At 65.6% G+C, this 16881-nt stretch carries 19 protein-coding genes; 12 read left to right on the top strand and 7 right to left on the bottom strand.

Going from position 1 to position 16881, the window contains the following annotated elements:
• From Sa4125_RS01700 to Sa4125_RS01690, 3 genes are read right to left on the bottom strand one after another with little or no spacing between them, the layout of a single operon-like run.
• On the bottom strand, positions 1–465 hold the full coding sequence (locus Sa4125_RS01700) for a DUF29 domain-containing protein (protein WP_224003052.1): 465 nt from the start codon (positions 463–465) through the stop codon (positions 1–3).
• Positions 462–989, bottom strand: coding sequence for an O-acetyl-ADP-ribose deacetylase (locus tag Sa4125_RS01695; RefSeq protein WP_224003050.1), 528 nt, complete (start codon positions 987–989; stop codon positions 462–464). The genes Sa4125_RS01700 and Sa4125_RS01695 overlap by 4 nt, the downstream gene beginning before the upstream one ends.
• Positions 986–1777, bottom strand: a complete 792-nt coding sequence (locus Sa4125_RS01690; RefSeq protein WP_224003048.1) for a (Fe-S)-binding protein — start codon at positions 1775–1777, stop codon at positions 986–988. Before Sa4125_RS01690 ends, Sa4125_RS01695 begins: the two co-directional genes overlap by 4 nt.
• Before the next feature lie 224 nt (positions 1778–2001).
• On the opposite strand from Sa4125_RS01690, the gene Sa4125_RS01685 reads away from it, so the two are divergent.
• From Sa4125_RS01685 to Sa4125_RS01655, 7 genes are all read left to right on the top strand, one after another.
• Complete coding sequence (locus Sa4125_RS01685) at positions 2002–3501, top strand: FAD-linked oxidase C-terminal domain-containing protein (RefSeq protein WP_224003046.1); 1500 nt, start codon at positions 2002–2004, stop codon at positions 3499–3501.
• Positions 3502–3511: 10 nt separating this feature from the next.
• A complete protein-coding gene (locus Sa4125_RS01680; protein WP_224003044.1) occupies positions 3512–4093 on the top strand; it encodes a Uma2 family endonuclease in 582 nt (193 codons plus the stop codon).
• Positions 4090–5319, top strand: coding sequence for a glycolate oxidase subunit GlcE (gene glcE, locus Sa4125_RS01675; RefSeq protein ID WP_224003037.1), 1230 nt, complete (start codon positions 4090–4092; stop codon positions 5317–5319). The genes Sa4125_RS01680 and glcE overlap by 4 nt, the downstream gene beginning before the upstream one ends.
• Positions 5320–5342: 23 nt before the next feature.
• Positions 5343–5558 carry a DUF433 domain-containing protein gene (locus Sa4125_RS01670; protein ID WP_224003035.1) on the top strand — a complete coding sequence of 72 codons (216 nt, stop codon included), beginning with the start codon at positions 5343–5345 and terminating at the stop codon, positions 5556–5558.
• 10 nt (positions 5559–5568) lie between these two features.
• Positions 5569–5877 (top strand): hypothetical protein, encoded by a 309-nt coding sequence (locus Sa4125_RS01665; protein WP_224003033.1) that lies wholly within the window; start codon positions 5569–5571, stop codon positions 5875–5877.
• A gap of 51 nt (positions 5878–5928) precedes the next feature.
• On the top strand, positions 5929–7275 hold the full coding sequence (gene glcF / locus Sa4125_RS01660) for a glycolate oxidase subunit GlcF (protein ID WP_224003031.1): 1347 nt from the start codon (positions 5929–5931) through the stop codon (positions 7273–7275).
• Positions 7276–7500: 225 nt separating this feature from the next.
• Entirely contained in the window at positions 7501–8442 is a 942-nt protein-coding gene (locus Sa4125_RS01655; RefSeq protein ID WP_224003029.1) for a glutaminase, read from the top strand.
• Between the two features lie 100 nt (positions 8443–8542).
• On the opposite strand, the gene Sa4125_RS01650 is transcribed toward Sa4125_RS01655, so the two are convergent.
• Entirely contained in the window at positions 8543–8725 is a 183-nt protein-coding gene (locus Sa4125_RS01650) for a DUF2735 domain-containing protein (protein ID WP_224003027.1), read from the bottom strand.
• A gap of 405 nt (positions 8726–9130) precedes the next feature.
• Here Sa4125_RS01650 and Sa4125_RS01645 point away from each other — a divergent pair, with 405 nt between their 5' ends.
• On the top strand, positions 9131–10177 hold the full coding sequence (locus Sa4125_RS01645) for a glutamine synthetase beta-grasp domain-containing protein (RefSeq protein WP_224003025.1): 1047 nt from the start codon (positions 9131–9133) through the stop codon (positions 10175–10177).
• A 204-nt stretch (positions 10178–10381) separates the two neighbouring features.
• On the opposite strand, the gene Sa4125_RS01640 is transcribed toward Sa4125_RS01645, so the two are convergent.
• From Sa4125_RS01640 to Sa4125_RS01630, 3 genes are all read right to left on the bottom strand, one after another.
• Positions 10382–10963 (bottom strand): L,D-transpeptidase, encoded by a 582-nt coding sequence (locus Sa4125_RS01640; RefSeq protein ID WP_224007428.1) that lies wholly within the window; start codon positions 10961–10963, stop codon positions 10382–10384.
• A 349-nt stretch (positions 10964–11312) separates the two neighbouring features.
• Positions 11313–12152, bottom strand: a complete 840-nt coding sequence (locus Sa4125_RS01635) for a L,D-transpeptidase (protein ID WP_224003023.1) — start codon at positions 12150–12152, stop codon at positions 11313–11315.
• 182 nt (positions 12153–12334) lie between these two features.
• Positions 12335–13057, bottom strand: coding sequence for a DUF2927 domain-containing protein (locus Sa4125_RS01630; protein WP_224003021.1), 723 nt, complete (start codon positions 13055–13057; stop codon positions 12335–12337).
• Between the two features lie 447 nt (positions 13058–13504).
• Between Sa4125_RS01630 and Sa4125_RS01625 the strand changes: the two genes are divergently transcribed.
• The 4 genes from Sa4125_RS01625 (at position 13505) to Sa4125_RS01610 (ending at position 16819) form a co-directional block, all read left to right on the top strand.
• Entirely contained in the window at positions 13505–13699 is a 195-nt protein-coding gene (locus Sa4125_RS01625) for a hypothetical protein (protein ID WP_224003019.1), read from the top strand.
• Positions 13700–13768: 69 nt separating this feature from the next.
• Positions 13769–14422, top strand: a complete 654-nt coding sequence (locus Sa4125_RS01620; RefSeq protein WP_224003017.1) for a DNA-3-methyladenine glycosylase I — start codon at positions 13769–13771, stop codon at positions 14420–14422.
• A 130-nt stretch (positions 14423–14552) separates the two neighbouring features.
• The gene (locus Sa4125_RS01615; protein WP_224003008.1) at positions 14553–15302 is read left to right on the top strand and encodes a 16S rRNA (uracil(1498)-N(3))-methyltransferase; all 750 of its coding nucleotides are present in this window, start codon (positions 14553–14555) and stop codon (positions 15300–15302) included.
• 143 nt (positions 15303–15445) lie between these two features.
• Entirely contained in the window at positions 15446–16819 is a 1374-nt protein-coding gene (locus Sa4125_RS01610; protein ID WP_224003006.1) for a glutamate--cysteine ligase, read from the top strand.
• Positions 16820–16881 lie beyond the last annotated feature (62 nt).

Below are 16881 nucleotides of genomic sequence, written 5' to 3'. Positions count from 1 at the left end.
CTACTCCGGCATCGCGTCGTGGTCGCGCAGGAAATCGAGGCTGTAGGGACATGTAGCGGGCAGAGCGGAGAGCGGCAGGCCGGTTTCGCGGGCCGCCTGCCGGCGGGCGCTGGAATAGACCTCTGTGACAATATCTACCGCCTGTGCGGCAAGCGATGCACTGTCGTTCTCGTCGTTTTCAATCCCGTCCCGCTCGCGCCCGATGGTATTAAACCATGATCGGCTTCGCCTTTGCGGCTGCAATTGCCATTTGAGAAGATGGACGATCACCAGCCGATAGCTCGACTTCAATCCTTTGCGCTCTGCACGGCCCACGCTCTCAATTTCCTCAATCACGTTGGCAAGGTCGACTTCGTCAAACCGCCTCAGCCGCAGCAGTTGCGCCTGCTCGCAAGCCCACGCATAGACGTCGTCCTCGTAAGTCGACGACTTGGGCGAATTGGGCTTGTCCTTGGCAAGGCTCATGGTTTGGCCTCCGCTGCGAGCGCATCGGCGTAGACTAGCGTGTCCGCTTCCGAAAAGCAGCACAGCACGATGCGGTCGAAACCCGGCGCGGCCGCCAGGCACTCGCGGACGGCGATCCCGGCGGCCAGGGCTTTGGGATAGCCGTAGACGCCGGTCGAGATCGCGGGAAAGGCGATGCTGCGGACGCCATTCTCCTCTGCCAGCGCGAAGGAGTTGCGATAGGCGCTGGCGAGAAGAGCCGGCTCGCCGCGGTCGCCGCCATGCCAGACGGGACCGACTGTGTGGATGACGTGGCGCGCGGGAAGCCGGAAGCCGCCGGTGATGCGCGCCTCGCCGGTCGGGCAGCCGCCGAGCGTTCGGCACTCTGCCAGGAGTTCGGGCCCCGCCGCGCGGTGGATGGCGCCGTCGACGCCGCCGCCGCCGAGCAGGCTCTCGTTCGCGGCATTGACGATCGCATCCACGGCCAGAAGCGTAATGTCGGCCGTCAGGACCTCGATCAGCGTGGTCCCGCGGACGATCCTCACAGTCTGCCGCCGATCGGCGGGGTGTCGGTCATCCCAGCCAGAACCTCGGCGACGTGCCGGACTTCCATCGCAACGCCCCGCCGCTTCAGCTTGCCGTCCATGTTCATCAGGCAGCCGAGATCGCCGGCAAGCAGCATGTCGGCGCCGCTCTCCTCGATCGCGACGGATTTCTTGGTGACGATGGCGTTGGAAATGTCGGGATATTTGACGCAGAAAGTCCCGCCGAAGCCGCAGCAGACGTCGGCGTCGCGCAGTTCCGTCAGCGAAAGACCGTCGATGCTGGCAAGAAGCGCCCGCGGCTGGTCGTGGACGCCGAGCTCGCGAAGGCCGGAGCAGGAATCGTGATAGGTCACGCTCGCATCGACCGCGGCATCGACCGATGTGACCCTTCGGACATCGACAAGAAAGCTCACCAGCTCGAAGACCTTGGCGGCAAAGGCGGTCGAGCGCGCCTCCCAGACGGGATCGCCGGCAAGGAGCTCGGGATAGTGCTTCTTCAACATGGCGGCACAAGAGCCGGAGGGCGCGACGACATAATCGAATCCCTCGAACGCGGCGATCACCTGCATGGCGATTTCGCGGCTGTCGGCACGATCGCCCGAATTATAAGCCGGCTGACCACAACATGTCTGGGTCTCGGGGACGGAGACGATACAACCTGCATCCTGCAGGAGCTTCAACGCAGCAAAGCCGACGCTCGGCCGGAAGAGATCCACAAGGCACGTAACGAACAGGCCGACCGATGGATTGGTGGTCGTCGACGCCGCCAGGCGGGTTTCCATGTTCATGCGATGTCTTCCCGTGAAATCTCGCCCTTCTCCCGGATCACTCCGACCATGGGGCACTGCCATCCCACCCAAGGAATTAGAGCTTTTCCAATCACATGGCGAGGGCGCGCGAGGTGGAAGCGGCATAATGCCCGGAGATATCCCGCCGAAAGGGTCGCGCGCATGATGGACTTGCTGCCGTTCTCCTCCTAGTTTCAGTGGCTTGGCAGCCAACCAACGGGAGGATGAGCATGGCAGTGTTGATGCCGAAGCCGAGCGCGTCCGTCCTCGGACGCCGGGCAGAGATCGTCTCGGCGCTGCGGGCGATTGTTCCTGGCGAAGGCGTGGTCGATGCCGCGAACGAAATGCGCGTCTTTGAAAGCGACGGGCTCACCGCCTATCGCCAGCTGCCGCTCGTCGTCGTCTTGCCCGAGACGGTCGCGCAGGTCGCCGCGGTTCTGAAGTTCTGCCATGCCGAGCGCATACCCGTCGTGCCGCGCGGCTCGGGGACCTCGCTGTCGGGGGGCGCGCTGCCGCTGGAGGACGGCGTGCTTCTCGTCCTCTCGCGCTTCAACCGCGTCCTCGACATCGACTTCGACAATCGCTGCGCCGTGGTGCAGCCGGGTGTCACCAATCTGGGCATCACCCGCGCCGTCGAGCACCGCGGCTTCTACTATGCGCCCGATCCGTCCTCGCAGATCGCCTGCTCGATCGGCGGCAATGTCGCGGAGAATTCCGGTGGCGTGCACAGTTTGAAATACGGCCTGACCGCCAACAATGTGCTGGGAATCGAATTCGTCACCATCGAGGGCGAGGTCATCCGGCTCGGCGGCAAGCATCTGGATTCGGAAGGCTACGATCTTCTCGGCCTGATGACAGGGTCGGAAGGCCTGCTCGGCGTCGTCACCGAAGTCACGGTACGCATCCTGCAGGCGCCGGAGACGGCGCGCGCCGTTCTGATAGGTTTCCCCTCGTCCGAACAGGCGGGCGCGGCGGTCGCCGCCATCATCGCCGAGGGCATCATTCCCGGCGGCATGGAAATGATGGACCGGCCGGCGATCCACGCGGCGGAAGATTTCGTGCATGCCGGCTACCCCCGCGACGTCGAGGCGCTCCTGATCGTCGAGCTCGACGGGCCGAAGGCCGAGGTCGACCATCTTCTCGCTGCCGTCGAGCGCATCAGCCACGCCCATGGCTGCGCCAGCGCGAAAGTCTCGCAATCGGACGAGGAGCGCGCCGTCTTCTGGGCCGGGCGCAAGGCGGCCTTTCCGGCGGTCGGGCGGATCTCGCCGGACTATTACTGCATGGACGGCACCATCCCGCGCAAGGAACTGCCAAAAGTGCTGGCGGGCATGAAGGAACTGTCTGTGAAGCATGGGCTCCGCGTCGCCAACGTCTTCCACGCCGGCGACGGCAATCTGCATCCGCTGATCCTCTACGATGCCAACAAGCCGGGCGAACTGGAATCGGCCGAAGAATTCGGCAACGACATCCTGCGCCTCTGCGTCGCCGTCGGCGGCGTCCTTACCGGCGAGCACGGCGTCGGCGTCGAGAAGCGCGACCTGATGCCGGAAATGTTCTCGGATGACGACCTGAAGCACCAGCAGCGGGTGAAGTGCGCCTTCGATTCCGAGCATCTGCTCAATCCCGGCAAGGTGTTCCCGCTGCTCCACCGCTGCGCCGAGCTCGGCCGCATGCACGTCCACAAGGGCCAGGTCGCCTTCCCCGACCTGCCGCGGTTCTAGGAGGGGCGCGATGACGATCCTGCCGCCTCATTCCGGCCCGGAAAGGATGTCGACCGGAGCTTTTCTGGAAATGGTCGACGCGCGGCCGCGCGAGGAACGCTGGCAATTGATCGATGGGGAGCCTCTCCTAATGATGTCGCCCCCGACGCTTGTTCATCAGCGGATAGCGCTCAATCTTGCCAGTGCACTCAACAATGCACTGGAGGTTGCGCGACCGGATCTTTTCGCCCTTGTCGAGGTCGGACTTCAGGTTGACGCACACGACGATTTCCGCCCCATCGCCGATGTCGCGGTTCTGGATGCCGAGATCGAGGCCGTCTCCTATGCGACGCGATTCTATCTGGTCACCGAAATCCTCTCACCGTCGAACAGCCGCGAACACATCAGCCGAAAGCATGCACTCTATGTCGATGCTCCCGAATGCATGCATGTCCTGATCGTGGGGCAGGACGACTTCTGCCTCGAGCTCTGGTCGCGCGCCGGGAACTGGCAGGGCCGGGTTTTCCGTTCCGCTGACGACATCATCACCCTGCCTGAATTCGGCTTTTCCTGCCGGCTCGGCGATCTCTACAAGGGCACGCCCGTCCGATGAGCATGGCCGAAGTCGCCGAAAACCACAGCATCATGATGCCTTCCAGCGCGGCAGACGTCCGCGAGGTGATTGCCGCCGCCATTTCCGAAGAGGCGCCGCTGGCGATCGAGGGCATGGGTTCGAAGCGCGATCTCGGCCGCCCGGTGCAGGCGGCGCGCACGCTGTCCTTGGCAAAAATGTCCGGCGTCACGCTGTACGAGCCGGACGAACTGGTCCTCTCCGCCCGCGCCGGCACGCCGATGGCCGAGATCGAAGCACTGCTCGACGAACACCGGCAGCGGCTGGAATTCGAGCCGATGGACTACGGCCCCCTCTTTGGGCTCCCGTCCGGCCGCGGCACGCTCGGCGGCGTTGTCGCCTGCAATCTTTCCGGCCCGCGCCGGCTGAAGCAGGGCGCGGCACGCGACCATGTGCTGGGCGTTGCCGCCGTCTCCGGGCGGGCCGAAATCTTCAAGTCGGGCGGGCGCGTGGTGAAGAACGTCACCGGCTACGACCTGTCCAAGGGTCTGACCGGCTCCTTCGGCACGCTCGCGGTGATGACCGACATCACCGTAAAAGTCATGCCGAAGGCCGAGACCGAGACGACGCTCGTGCTTCGCGGTCTCGGCGACGAACAGGCGGCTGGCGCCATGGCGGCGGCGATGGGCTCCTCGGCCGAGGTTTCGGGCGCGGCGCATCTTCCGGCGATGGTTGCCGCCCGTGTCCTTTCCGGCGACCTCGGCAGCGACCCCGCGACCTTGATCCGGCTCGAAGGGTTCGGCCCCTCCGTTGCGGCGAGGGCGACCCATCTCGGCGCGGCCCTTTCCAAGGTCGGCCGGCTGGAGCGGCTGGAGGGCGAAGCGTCGATGGCGCTCTGGCGCGATGTGCGCGATGCCCGGCCCTTTGCCGACGGTACGAGGCGTCCGGTCTGGCGCCTTTCCTGCGCACCGACGCAAGGACACGCCGTGGTCATGGCGCTGCGCATGCATCTGGCCGTCGACGCCTTCTACGACTGGCAGGGCGGCCTCGTCTGGCTTCGGCTCGATGGCGAGCCGGAAGCGGCGACGATCCGTGCGGCGCTCGCCGCCCATGGCGGCGGCCACGCCTTTCTGGCGCGGGCCGAGGCCGGCGTGCGCGCCGCCACACCGGTGTTCCAGCCGCAACCCGGTCCGCTCGCTGCGCTGAGTCGCCGGCTGAAGGAGCAGTTCGACCCGAAGGGCGTGCTCAATCCCGGGCGGATGGGATAGGAACGGCGAAACGGAGACGCAGGATGGATAGGAACGAAATCTTATCGACCGATCCGGAGATCATGTCCGGCGCCACGGTCTTTCGAGGTACGCGGGTGCCGGTAGAGACGCTGTTCGAAACCCTCGCGAGCGGCCTATCTCTTGACGAATTTCTTGTCGAATTTCCCACCGTCGAGCGAGCTCAGGCCGAGGCCGCGCTTCTTCTGGCAGCCGAGGACCTAAAGCGGCTTGTCGCCTGACATGCCTGGCATGCTCGACGAAAACGTCCCAAGCGCCATGGCTATTCTCGTCAGCGCCCATGGCGCAGAGGTTTTACCCTTTCCGAAGGCATGGAAAGGCCTGAAGAATGGTGCATTGCTTCTCCGGCTTGAGGAGCGCGGCATCGATGTCTTCGTCACCTGCGATAAGAACATCGCGTTTCAGCAGCGTCTCGGTCGGCTGACGCCGAGCGTCCTGCCAACCCCCAAACTGGATCTCCTCGCGCCTTTGGCTTCGACCATCGCCGAGGCGATCGTACTCGCTACCCCGGGAACCGCCACACTGATCGACTTGCCGTGAATCGAGCCCATCGATGCCGACAAGGACAGCATGGCTGCAAGGAATGACCAGATGCAGACCACCTTTACCCCGGCGCAGCTTGCCGATCCCGCCGTCGCCGAATCCGAGGGCATCATCCGCAAATGCGTGCATTGCGGCTTCTGCACGGCCACCTGCCCGACCTATGTGACGCTAGGCAACGAACTCGATTCGCCGCGGGGCCGGATCTACCTCATCAAGGACATGCTGGAGAATGATCGGCCGGCTGACGAGAAGGTGGTCAAACACATCGACCGCTGCCTCTCCTGCCTTGCCTGCATGACCACCTGCCCGTCCGGCGTGAACTACATGCACCTCGTCGACCATGCGCGGAGCCACATCGAGAAGACCTACGACAGGCCATTCATCGACCGGATGATCCGGCTGGTGCTGGCGAAGACGCTTCCCTATCCCCAGCGGTTTCGGGCGAGCCTCGTTCTCGCGCGTCTGGCGCGCCCGCTTGCCCCGCTCCTCGACGCGGTCGGGCCGCTGAAGCCGCTGGCGGCCATGTTGCGCCTGGCGCCCGCGCGTTTCCCGGCGTCGGTGCAAGGCCTGATGACGCAGGTCCCGGCGCCCCGCGGTCCGGCGGCCGGCCGCGCCCAGCGCGTCGCGATCCTGTCCGGCTGCGCCCAGTCGGTGCTCGATCCCGGCATCAACCAGGCAACGATGCGGCTCCTGGCACGGCTCGGCATTGCCGTGGCGCCGACGCCCGGGGAAGGCTGCTGCGGCGCGCTCGTCCATCACATGGGCCGGGAGAACGAGGCGCTGGATTTTGCCCGCCGCAATGTCGACGCCTGGATGTGGGTCGCCGAGACCGGCGGCCTCGACGCCATCCTCGTCACCACGTCGGGCTGCGGGACGACGATCAAGGACTATGGCCACATGCTGCGCCTCGACCCGGCCTATGCGGATAAGGCGGCGAAGGTCTCCGCGCTCGCCCGGGACGTCACCGAATATCTCGCCGGGCTCGACCTGCCAGCCCCGGTCCACGCCACGGGCCTGACGCTCGCCTACCATTCCGCCTGCTCCATGCAGCACGGCCAGAAGATCGTGAAGGCGCCGAAGACGCTCCTCGCCAAGGCCGGTTTCGTCGTCCGCGACGTGCCGGAGGGGCATCTCTGCTGCGGCTCGGCCGGCACCTACAACATCCTGCAGCCGGAAATCGCCGCGATCCTGCGTGACCGCAAGGTCGCCAATATCGCGCGAACCGGCGCGCAGGCCATCGCCACCGGCAATATCGGCTGCATGACGCAGATCGGGTCGGGGACAGCGACGCCGATCCTGCACACGGTCGAGCTACTGGACTGGGCCTATGGCGGAGAGAAGCCGGCGGCGCTGCAGGGCCTCGAACCCCATCCAGCCGCCATGGCAGCCGAGTAGCCGCGGGCGGATACCGCGGCCGGCCGCTTGGCCGTGACAAGACCTTGGGATGATCGAGGTCGCGAGAGGTTGGGCCGGCCGCTTGCCTCTGCGCGTGTCGCACATGCGCCGCGCCGCTTTACAGCGCATGCCGCTGCACCGCACAATCAGCACCGCTGCGTGCCCCCACGACAGCCTGGCGCGCCAGCGCGATGTCACAGTTCCCTGCCAGATGACCGAGGCGAGATGAGTTCTTCTGCCGAAACACTCGACCGCGTCGTTCAGGACATCGCCGCGGAAATGGCCGACCGTGCGGACCGGGGCGCGGTCGCCACGTACATTCCAGAGCTCGCCGGCGTCGACCCCGGCGCCTTCGGCCTCGTGGTCATCGACGCCGATGGCCATGTCGCGGCGGCCGGGGACTGCGACACGCCCTTCTCGATCCAGAGCGTGTCGAAAGTGTTCACACTGACGCTGGCCCTCGGAATGGTCGGTGACCGGTTGTGGCGCCGCGTCGGCCGCGAGCCCTCCGGCACGCCGTTCAACTCGATCGTCCAACTCGAACGCGAGCAGGGCATTCCCCGCAATCCCTTCATCAATGCCGGCGCCATCGCCGTCACCGATCTCATTTTGTCGGGGCACAAGCCGCGCGAGGCCCTGGGGGAGATCCTGCGTTTCCTGCAGTTCCTGGCCGAGGATTCCTCGATCTTCATCGACGAGGCGGTCGCCGCATCCGAGCAACGCACCGGTTTTCGCAACAGCGCGCTCGCCTACTACATGAAATCCTTCGGCGTCCTCGACAATCCCGTCGATTTCACCCTCGGCGTCTATTTCCACCACTGCGCCATCGCGATGTCATGCCGGCAACTGGCGATGGCCGGCCGCTTTCTCGCTCATAACGGACGCAATCCCTCGACCGGACTGTCCGTGGTGAACGCCGAGCGGGCGCGGCGGATCAACGCGGTGATGCTGACCTGCGGACATTACGACGGGTCCGGCGAGTTCGCCTATCGGGTCGGCCTGCCGGGAAAGAGCGGTGTCGGCGGCGGCATCATGGCCGTGGCGCCGGGCAAGGCGTCGATCGCGGTCTGGTCCCCGGGTCTCGACGCGGCTGGAAACTCGCATCTCGGCCGTATCGCGCTGGAAAGCCTGACGAGACGAATGGGATGGTCGATCTTCGGAGCGTAAGGCGCCGGCAAACGGGCCGAATCGCATCCTCGCCCTGAGCCGGACGATCCGTTCCGGGTGATCCAAGAGCCTGTCCGGAAAGCCTGTCCCGGGGGATGGATCAGGAAAGGCGCGTCTTGTCCGCGTCGCGCAGGGCGTTCTCGTGATACCAGCTGTCGCAGGCCGCATAGCTGCCGATGTCGGCGATCGCCCGCGCTTCGGCAAGCTCTCGGCGCTCGGCGAAACGATCGCGCTTGGGAAACTGGTAGATGGTGGCCGTCGGCCGCTGATCTGTCGATGCCATGTCAGGCTCTCCTGGAAGCGGCGCCGCGCGCTCTTCCCTTGCTTACACCCAGTCTGCACTAAATATGGGCGATCTGCAAATTTTCTAGTCACTCCGCCGCCAAAAGATGAGCGGTCGTCGTTTCCCAACGGCGGCCAGGACGCGATGGTCCCATGCCCATGTTGCGGCAAACTGACCCAGCCCTGTCGGTCGACTGCATCGATCTCCCGCCGTGGACGTCTTTTGCGAGAGGCGGGGCGCCGGTCCGAGACCGACCAAAGCGACGAAACGAGCCGTGGGGCTTTCAAATCCAAGTTGGCACGATCCATGCTTGTCTGAAGCACGAACCCTGTGGCCATCTGGCGCGTCGCACTTCGGTGCTCGGGCCAGACCCACGGAATGCATCACCACCGACGAGAGTTTGCGATGACCAAGTACAAGCTGGAGTACATTTGGCTCGATGGGTACACGCCCGTTCCGAACCTGCGCGGCAAGACGCAGATCAAGGAATTCGATGCCTTCCCGGAGCTGGAGCAGCTGCCGCTGTGGGGCTTTGACGGCTCGTCGACCCTGCAGGCGGAAGGCAGCAATTCCGATTGCGTGCTGAAGCCCGTCGCCATCTTCCCGGACGCAGCCCGCACCAATGGCGCGCTCGTGATGTGCGAAGTCATGATGCCCGACGGCAAGACGCCGCATCCCTCGAACAGCCGCGCGACCATTCTCGACGACGAGGGCGCCTGGTTCGGCTTCGAACAGGAATACTTCTTCTACCAGGACGGCCGCCCGCTCGGCTTCCCGGAGAGCGGCTATCCCGCCCCGCAGGGTCCCTACTACACCGGCGTCGGCTACAAGAATGTCGGCTCTATCGCGCGCGAGATCGTCGAGGAGCACCTCGACCTGTGTCTCGCTGCCGGCATCAACCACGAAGGCATCAATGCGGAAGTCGCCAAGGGCCAGTGGGAATTCCAGATCTTCGGCAAGGGCTCCAAGCGCGCCGCCGACGAGATGTGGATCGCCCGCTACCTGCTGCAGCGCCTGACCGAGCAGTACGGCATCGACATCGAATACCACTGCAAGCCCCTCGGCGACACCGACTGGAACGGCTCGGGCATGCACGCCAACTTCTCCACCGCCTTCATGCGCGAGACGGGCGGCAAGGCCTATTTCGAAGCCCTGATGAAGGCCTTCGGCGACAACTGGGAAGCCCATATCGCGGTCTACGGTCCCGACAACCACCTGCGCCTGACCGGCAAGCACGAGACCGCGCCGTGGAACAAGTTCAGCTACGGCATCGCCGATCGCGGCGCCTCGATCCGCGTGCCGCACTCCTTCATCAAGAATGACTACAAGGGCTACCTGGAAGATCGCCGGCCGAACTCGCAGGGCTGCCCCTACCAGATCGCCTCGCAGATCCTGAAGACCATCGCCACGGTGCCGACCAGCGTCGAAGCCGGCGTGTCCGCCGCGGCCTGATCGCCTGGCGGCGCCGGTATCGAGCCGGCGCCGCCCCCTGCCCTCCCCGCCGACGGGCCGGGCTTAGACTAAACGCACAGCAAGATCCCAGTTTGCTGACACGCCTGGTTGCTGACACGCCTGGTTGCTGACACAAAAGGCCCGCCTCGATCACGAGGCGGGCCTTTTGTCGTTCGATCCCTGCGGTCGCGCCTGGGCGACGCGTCAGCCGCCGAAGAGCGAGTCCAAAATATTCTGGCCCGACGCGGCCAGCCCCGCCTCGCGGTAGACGCCCTCGCGTCCCCGACCGTCCGGGCCGATGACGATGACCTTCGTGCCGGTGCCGGCCTTGGCGTAGAGATGCTGCACGTCCTGGTTCATCATCCTGATGCAGCCCGACGACATGTTCTGCCCGATGGTCCAGGGCTGGTTGGTGCCGTGGATGCGGAAGATCGAGTCGCGGCCGTTGCGATAAAGATAGAGAGCCGCGGCACCGAGCGGATTGTTCGGACCACCCGCCATGTAGGGCGGGATGATGCGCCCGGCCGCCTTTTCCCGCGCGATCATTTCCTTCGGCGGCGTCCAGCCGGGCCATTCCGCCTTGCGCCCGACCTTCATGTCGCCCGACCAGCCAAATCCCTCGCGCCCGACGCCGACGCCGTAGCGCGTCGCCCGGCCGCGGCCTTCGATGTAGTAGAGGAACTTCCTCTGGCTATCGACGATGATCGTGCCGGGCGCCTCGTTCGTATCGACCGTGACGGAAGTCCGCATGAACTGGCGCGCCGGCTTGCGCATGGTCTGCGACATGCGTCGCGTCGGCGCCGACGAGGCGTCGACCCAGCTGTTGCTGGCGTGATCGTAGTAACGCTGCTGGGCGATCGCCGATCCTGGCGCAAGGCCGGCGGTGCCAATGAGCGTCGCGGCGACGAGGGCGATCCTGACATGTCTCTGCATAAGGCGATCCTTCCGGTAGGGAGCATGGGGCATCGTGCGCCCCCGCACCCTGCTTCATGGAGGGAGACGCGCCGTCCATCGACGTTTGGTCTGAGAATTCTTGCCGAAGGGCGCGGTGCTGGCAAGTCGGCGCAGGGCCTGTCGCCGGCGTGTCTCCCCGAGCCGTGATCGCGGAGACGCCTTTCGAGGAGGGGTGTTGCCCCTAGAGCACGATGACCCGAGTACCCACCGGCACGCGCCCGTAGAGATCGGTGACGTCCTCGTTGCGCATGCGGATGCAGCCCGACGACATCGCCTTGCCGATCGTCCAGGGCTGGTTCGTGCCGTGGATGCGGTAGAGCGTCGATCCCAGATACATGGCGCGGGCGCCGAGCGGGTTCTGCGGTCCGCCGGCCATCTGCGCCGGCAAGATCTTGCCCTTGGCCCTTTCGCGGGCGCGCATCTGCGCCGGCGGGGTCCAGGTCGGCCACTCCTTCTTCTGGGTCACCTTGTGGACGCCAGCCCATTCGAAGCCCGGCTTGCCGACACCGACGCCGTAGCGGTGGGCCTTTCCGCCCTGATCGACGAGATAGAGATATTTCGCCGTCGTATCGATCACGATCGTGCCGGGCTTTTCGCGCGTCTTGTAGTCGACGACCTGCGGCAGGAAAGCGGGGTCGACCTCGCGCTGGTTCATCGCCCGCGGCACGCCCTCGGCGGGCCTGCCCCTGACAGAACCTGTATAGCCGTCATAGCCCGAGTCGCGGGAGTGGCCGCGTCCGCGCGACACCGGCTGGCGCTCCGGCGCGCGGCCCTTCAGGATGACGCCGTCATAGGTACTTGCCCGGCGAGCGAGGTCGGGACGGTGATAGCCCGGGACGACGCCGCTGCCGGGCGAAAGCTGCAGCAGCCATTCGTTGGCAAGGTCTGGCGCGACCGCGACGCCGAGCTGTCCGCGGTCGCGCGCCGCGGCCGGAGCAACGCAGAGGCCCGCCAGCAAGGCAGCCGTGACGATGCAGCCGCCAAGAGGCCGCCGCAGCCGGAGAAACATCCTGTTCGACACCGATCGATCCTTCGTCTCGAGACAATCGCGCGGCTCCGCAAGTCGAGCACCGCGCCTGGTTCACGAAGGATTCTGGGTGAAATGTGCAAGCGAAAGATGAATGCGGCGGTCATCAGGCCGATGAGCGAGCGTTACATTTCGTTATGATTAATGAATGCTCTCATGCCGTGGTAAACGGCGGGCTAACGCACCCGCCGGCGCGCACTTCGCGCCAGATCCGGAAGAAGAGGCCGTGCCGCCGCGAGGTCCATTCCGGGCTTCAGGCGCCTGTCATAGAGCATGTTCAGCATGATCTTGTCGTAGCGGGTGAAGACCCCGACCGTCGAGCGGTCGTTGAAGACGCTGTTGGGCGCATCGGGATTGTCGTCGAGCGGCCCCAGCCCCTGCAGCACCTCCTCGATCAGGCATCGCCTGAACAGCCCATCGCCTTCGTCCGAGACGATGAGTGCGTCGGAGCGGACGATCCCGGCGGGGCCGTACTGCGCGCGCACGATGCAGTCGCCGGGGACCCGCATGAACGGGCTGCCGTGGATCCGCCGTCCGATGCCCTGATAGTCCGCGCGATCGACCACATGCACGATGAAGTTCGCGTCCCGCGTACCGCGCGCGAAACCCACACGCAATCCGTCGATCTCGCGGGCGAGCGAGCGCACGAAGCGGCGCACCTCCAGGGCCCGCGGCTTTGTCGCCCGGTCCTCGATATGAAAGCGGACCGGTCCGTCGAACTTGCGGATATAACGACCGCTGCCGAAGAAGCCGGCGATCTCCGTCCCGAAGGCGATCTTCTCGAAGCCGTCGATCAATGCGCGCTCGTCCGGCAGGGGCTGCGCGGCAGCCGGAGCCGCCTGCAGCAGGGTGAACAGTAACCCGGCAAGCGCGACGATCGGCAGGACTTTTGGCGTCATGGTCTCGTCGTCCGATGGAGAGTCTCGGAGGCCATTGTGACCGGCTTCGGCGCACCGGCAAGCCACCATGCCCTCGAAAGAGGCTGCAGCGGCAAGGATGTCACACCAGCATCTTTCACGCGAATGTTATTGTGCAATGCAGCATTCCTAGTATTCTCTGTTATCAGCGGGCCAAACGAGGCGCTGGACCTGACGATGCCCCAATCATCAGGCCATCGTAATATTATCCCGGGCGCTGCATAATTTTCTCATCAGTATATCCTAGTCAGCTTGACACTATGGTCGCATGCAACAGTGAAGCAAGGCTGGCGGACGACCAGCTTGAAAATTGAGAGTGGGAGGCATTCGCGCCGGACGGGGGACACGAAGAGCGAAGGCTGCTTCGGCTTGCGGACGGCTGGACCTTCACCGCCGCCCGGACATGCGCGGCTCGACGGAGACTTTCCCGTGATTGCCCTGACACTCTATGTTTGCCTGAACAGTTTTCCCGACAACTGCCGACCCCAGAGCGTTGCTTTCGACGGATCGTTGATGAGCTGCAGCCTGTACGGCCAGGCCGCCGCTGCCGACTGGATCGCGACCCATCCGAAATACCGTCTGAAGAAATATACCTGCGGCCTGCGGCCCCTGCCCGAGGCCTGATATCCGGCGTTCCGTCGCAGACGACGTCGAGATCCTTGCCCCCTGCGCCGCGGCCCGGCATGAAGGGGCATGGACAATGAACCGACCGACGATGCCGCGACGGGACTGACGGATCGCCCGGATGGACGCAAGCGCTGCCGCTGGCATGGCGGCGTCGCGGAGTACGTGCGCTATCACGACGCGGAATGGGGCAGGCCCGTCGCCGACGAGGGCCGGCTCTATGAAAAGCTGTGCCTCGAAGGTTTCCAGGCCGGCCTCTCCTGGCTGACGATCCTGCGCAAGCGTGAAGCGTTTCGTACGGGCTTTGCCGGCTTCGATGTCGATCGCGTCGCCGCCTTCGACGACGCCGATGTCGAGCGCCTCGTCCTCGACGCCGGCATCGTGCGACACCGCGCGAAAATCCTGTCGGCCATCGGGAATGCGCGCCGCGTCCAGGCCATGCGCGATCGTGGCGAGCCCTTCGCCGCCTTCCTCTGGTCCTTCGAACCGCCGGAAAGCGAACGCCCCCTCCGGGTGGACGGGGACTATCTCAGGTCAAATCCCGTGACACCCGCCTCCAGCCGCCTTTCCAAGGCGCTGAAGGCAAGAGGCTTCAGCTTCGTCGGCCCGACCACGGTCTACGCCTTCATGCAGTCGATGGGCTTCGTCAACGACCACATGGAAGGCTGCATCTGCCGGGATGCCTGCGAAGCGGAACGACAGGCGTTTCAGCGCCCGGCCTGACGCTTGATGGCAGCGTTTCGGCGCCGTCCGGCAACCGACGACCGCCGCCGCCTTGCCCGCCCCGGCCGGATCCATCACATCTTGCCCGGATCGAGCCCCCGCTCGGGTCCAGACATGCCAGGAGCGCGCCTTGCCCGATCACGATTTCAAGAGCCCTCGCCTGTTCGTAAGCGCGGACTTGGCCGAGGCCATCGCGGTGGAAGCCAGCGCCGACCAGCTGAACTACCTCCTCAACGTCATGCGGCTCGGCGAGACCGACGCGGTGCTCCTGTTCAACGGCCGCGACGGCGAATGGCGGGCGCGGCTGCACCGGGAAGCGAAGAAGCGGCTTCTTCTCGTTCCCGAACGCCGCGTCCGCGCACAGACGCCCCCTTCGAGCCTGCACTACCTCTTCGCACCGCTGAAGTCGGCGCGACTCGACTACATGGTGCAGAAGGCGGTGGAAATGGGCGCCGGCGTCCTGCAACCGGTGATGATGCAGCATGTCCAGGCGCCGCGGCTGAACCGTGCCCGCATGGAGGCCAACGCCCTCGAGGCGGCCGAGCAGTGCGGCATCCTCTCCATCCCCGACTGCCGCGAGATGATCCGCCTTGCCGACCTCCTCAGAGACTTCGACCCGGCGCGGCGGCTCGTGTTCTGCGACGAACGCGCAAACGAGGCGAGCCCGATCGACGCCCTGCGCGCCGAGCCTCGCCGCCCGGTGTCGCTCCTGATCGGTCCGGAGGGCGGATTTTCGGCCGAGGAGCGCGCCCTGCTGCAGGCTTGCGACTTCGTGACGCCGATCTCGCTCGGGCCGCGGATCCTGCGGGCCGATACCGCGGCCGTCGCCGCGCTGGCGGTGGTGCAGGCGGCGGTGGGCGATTGGCGCGCCGGCGGCTGACGCGATTGGGTCGTCCCGGCGACGGCGGCGTTCAGCGGATTTGTCTTGCGTGGGGCGGCGAAAAAATTCAGAGAGCCGGGGAAAGAAGCATTCGAACCGATCGGTCGGGAATTGCGACCGCCAGTGACTTGCAGGGACAGACCATGGCGCGCGACACCACCGATCTGACCCCGATCGCCTCGATGGACGATCTCGTCGGCCATCTCAGAAGCGGGGAAAAGCCGGAGGAATCCTTCCGGATCGGCACCGAGCACGAGAAGTTCGGCTTCTATCTCGAGGATCTCTCGCCCGTCCCCTACGAGGGCGAGCGCGGCATCGAGGCGCTGCTGTCGGGCATGCAGGCGCTGTCGGGCTGGGAAGCCATCATCGACGACGGCAAGCTCATCGGTCTTGCCGGCAGCAATGGCAGCGGCGCGATCTCGCTCGAGCCCGGCGGCCAGTTCGAGCTGTCCGGCGCGCCGGTGAAGACCCTCCACGACACCTGCCGCGAATCGAACAAGCATCTCGCCGACGTGCGCCAGGTGGCCAAGGGGCTCGGCATCGAGTTCCTCGGCCTGGGCTCCAGCCCGGTCTGGACGCTGGCGGAAACGCCAATCATGCCCAAATCGCGCTACGACATCATGCGCAACTACATGCCGAAGGTCGGCACGCGCGGCCTCGACATGATGTACCGGACGACCACCATCCAGGTGAATCTCGACTTCGCCTCGGAGACGGACATGCGCCGCAAGATGCAGGTCGGCATGCGGCTGCAGCCGGTCGCCTCGGCGCTGTTTGCCAATTCGCCCTTCACGGAGGGCAAACCGAACGGCCTCGTCTCCTGGCGCTGCGACGTCTGGTCGGATGTCGACAACCAGCGTTCGGGCCTCCTGCCCTTCGTCTTCGAGCCGGGCTTCACCTATGCCGACTATGCCGAATGGGCGCTCGACGTGCCGATGTATTTCGTCATGCGCGACGGGCACTACAACGACGCGACCGACATCACCTTCCGCCAGTTCCTCGACGGCGCCTTCAAGGGCCGCGTGTCCGATCCCGAGGCCAATCTCGGCGACTGGACCAACCATCTGTCGACACTCTTCCCCGATGTCCGCCTGAAGACGTTCCTGGAGATGCGCGGCGCCGATGGCGGGCCCTGGCGCCGGATCTGCGCCCTGCCCGCTTACTGGGTCGGCCTTCTCTACGATGCCGAGGCGCTCGACGCCGCGGAGGCCATGACGCGCGACTGGAGCTTCGAGGAGGTCTCGAGACTTCGGGCGGAAGTGCCGAAGACCGGTTTTGCCACGCCCTTCCGCGGCGGCACGGTCCTCGATCTCGCCCGCGAGAGCCTTGCCATCGCCCAAGACGGACTGAAGCGCCGCAACCGGCTGAACGACGAAGGCAGTGACGAGAGCGTCTTCCTCGCGCCGCTCGTCGAGGTCACCGCACGGGGCACGACGTCGGCCGAGGAACTCGTCCGGCTCTACCGCGAGGAATGGCAGGAAGACATGAAGCGGGTGTTCAAGCACCTCACCTACTGAGCCCGCCGGACAAGGCGCACCGCTTGGCAGGGGAGGCAAAGCCGGTCATGCTGGCCTTGCCG

Origin of the sequence: Aureimonas sp. SA4125 (assembly GCF_019973775.1) — a bacterium.
Classification (GTDB): domain Bacteria; phylum Pseudomonadota; class Alphaproteobacteria; order Rhizobiales; family Rhizobiaceae; genus Plantimonas.
The sequence above is the reverse complement of the archived record's forward strand: the minus strand, read 5'-3'. Positions and strand labels throughout refer to the sequence as shown.

Coding starts and splice junctions, on each gene's coding strand:
- glcF (WP_224003031.1), top strand. CDS start 5,929: ATGCAGACCACCTTTACCCCGGCGCAGCTTGCCGATCCCGCCGTCGCC.
- Sa4125_RS01610 (WP_224003006.1), top strand. CDS start 15,446: ATGGCGCGCGACACCACCGATCTGACCCCGATCGCCTCGATGGACGAT.
- Sa4125_RS01680 (WP_224003044.1), top strand. CDS start 3,512: ATGACGATCCTGCCGCCTCATTCCGGCCCGGAAAGGATGTCGACCGGA.
- Sa4125_RS01685 (WP_224003046.1), top strand. CDS start 2,002: ATGAGCATGGCAGTGTTGATGCCGAAGCCGAGCGCGTCCGTCCTCGGA.
- Sa4125_RS01690 (WP_224003048.1), bottom strand. CDS start 1,777: ATGAACATGGAAACCCGCCTGGCGGCGTCGACGACCACCAATCCATCG.
- Sa4125_RS01630 (WP_224003021.1), bottom strand. CDS start 13,057: ATGACGCCAAAAGTCCTGCCGATCGTCGCGCTTGCCGGGTTACTGTTC.
- Sa4125_RS01650 (WP_224003027.1), bottom strand. CDS start 8,725: ATGGCATCGACAGATCAGCGGCCGACGGCCACCATCTACCAGTTTCCC.
- glcE (WP_224003037.1), top strand. CDS start 4,090: ATGAGCATGGCCGAAGTCGCCGAAAACCACAGCATCATGATGCCTTCC.
- Sa4125_RS01620 (WP_224003017.1), top strand. CDS start 13,769: ATGGACAATGAACCGACCGACGATGCCGCGACGGGACTGACGGATCGC.
- Sa4125_RS01665 (WP_224003033.1), top strand. CDS start 5,569: ATGCTCGACGAAAACGTCCCAAGCGCCATGGCTATTCTCGTCAGCGCC.
- Sa4125_RS01700 (WP_224003052.1), bottom strand. CDS start 465: ATGAGCCTTGCCAAGGACAAGCCCAATTCGCCCAAGTCGTCGACTTAC.
- Sa4125_RS01640 (WP_224007428.1), bottom strand. CDS start 10,963: ATGTCGCAGACCATGCGCAAGCCGGCGCGCCAGTTCATGCGGACTTCC.
- Sa4125_RS01670 (WP_224003035.1), top strand. CDS start 5,343: ATGGATAGGAACGAAATCTTATCGACCGATCCGGAGATCATGTCCGGC.
- Sa4125_RS01645 (WP_224003025.1), top strand. CDS start 9,131: ATGACCAAGTACAAGCTGGAGTACATTTGGCTCGATGGGTACACGCCC.
- Sa4125_RS01655 (WP_224003029.1), top strand. CDS start 7,501: ATGAGTTCTTCTGCCGAAACACTCGACCGCGTCGTTCAGGACATCGCC.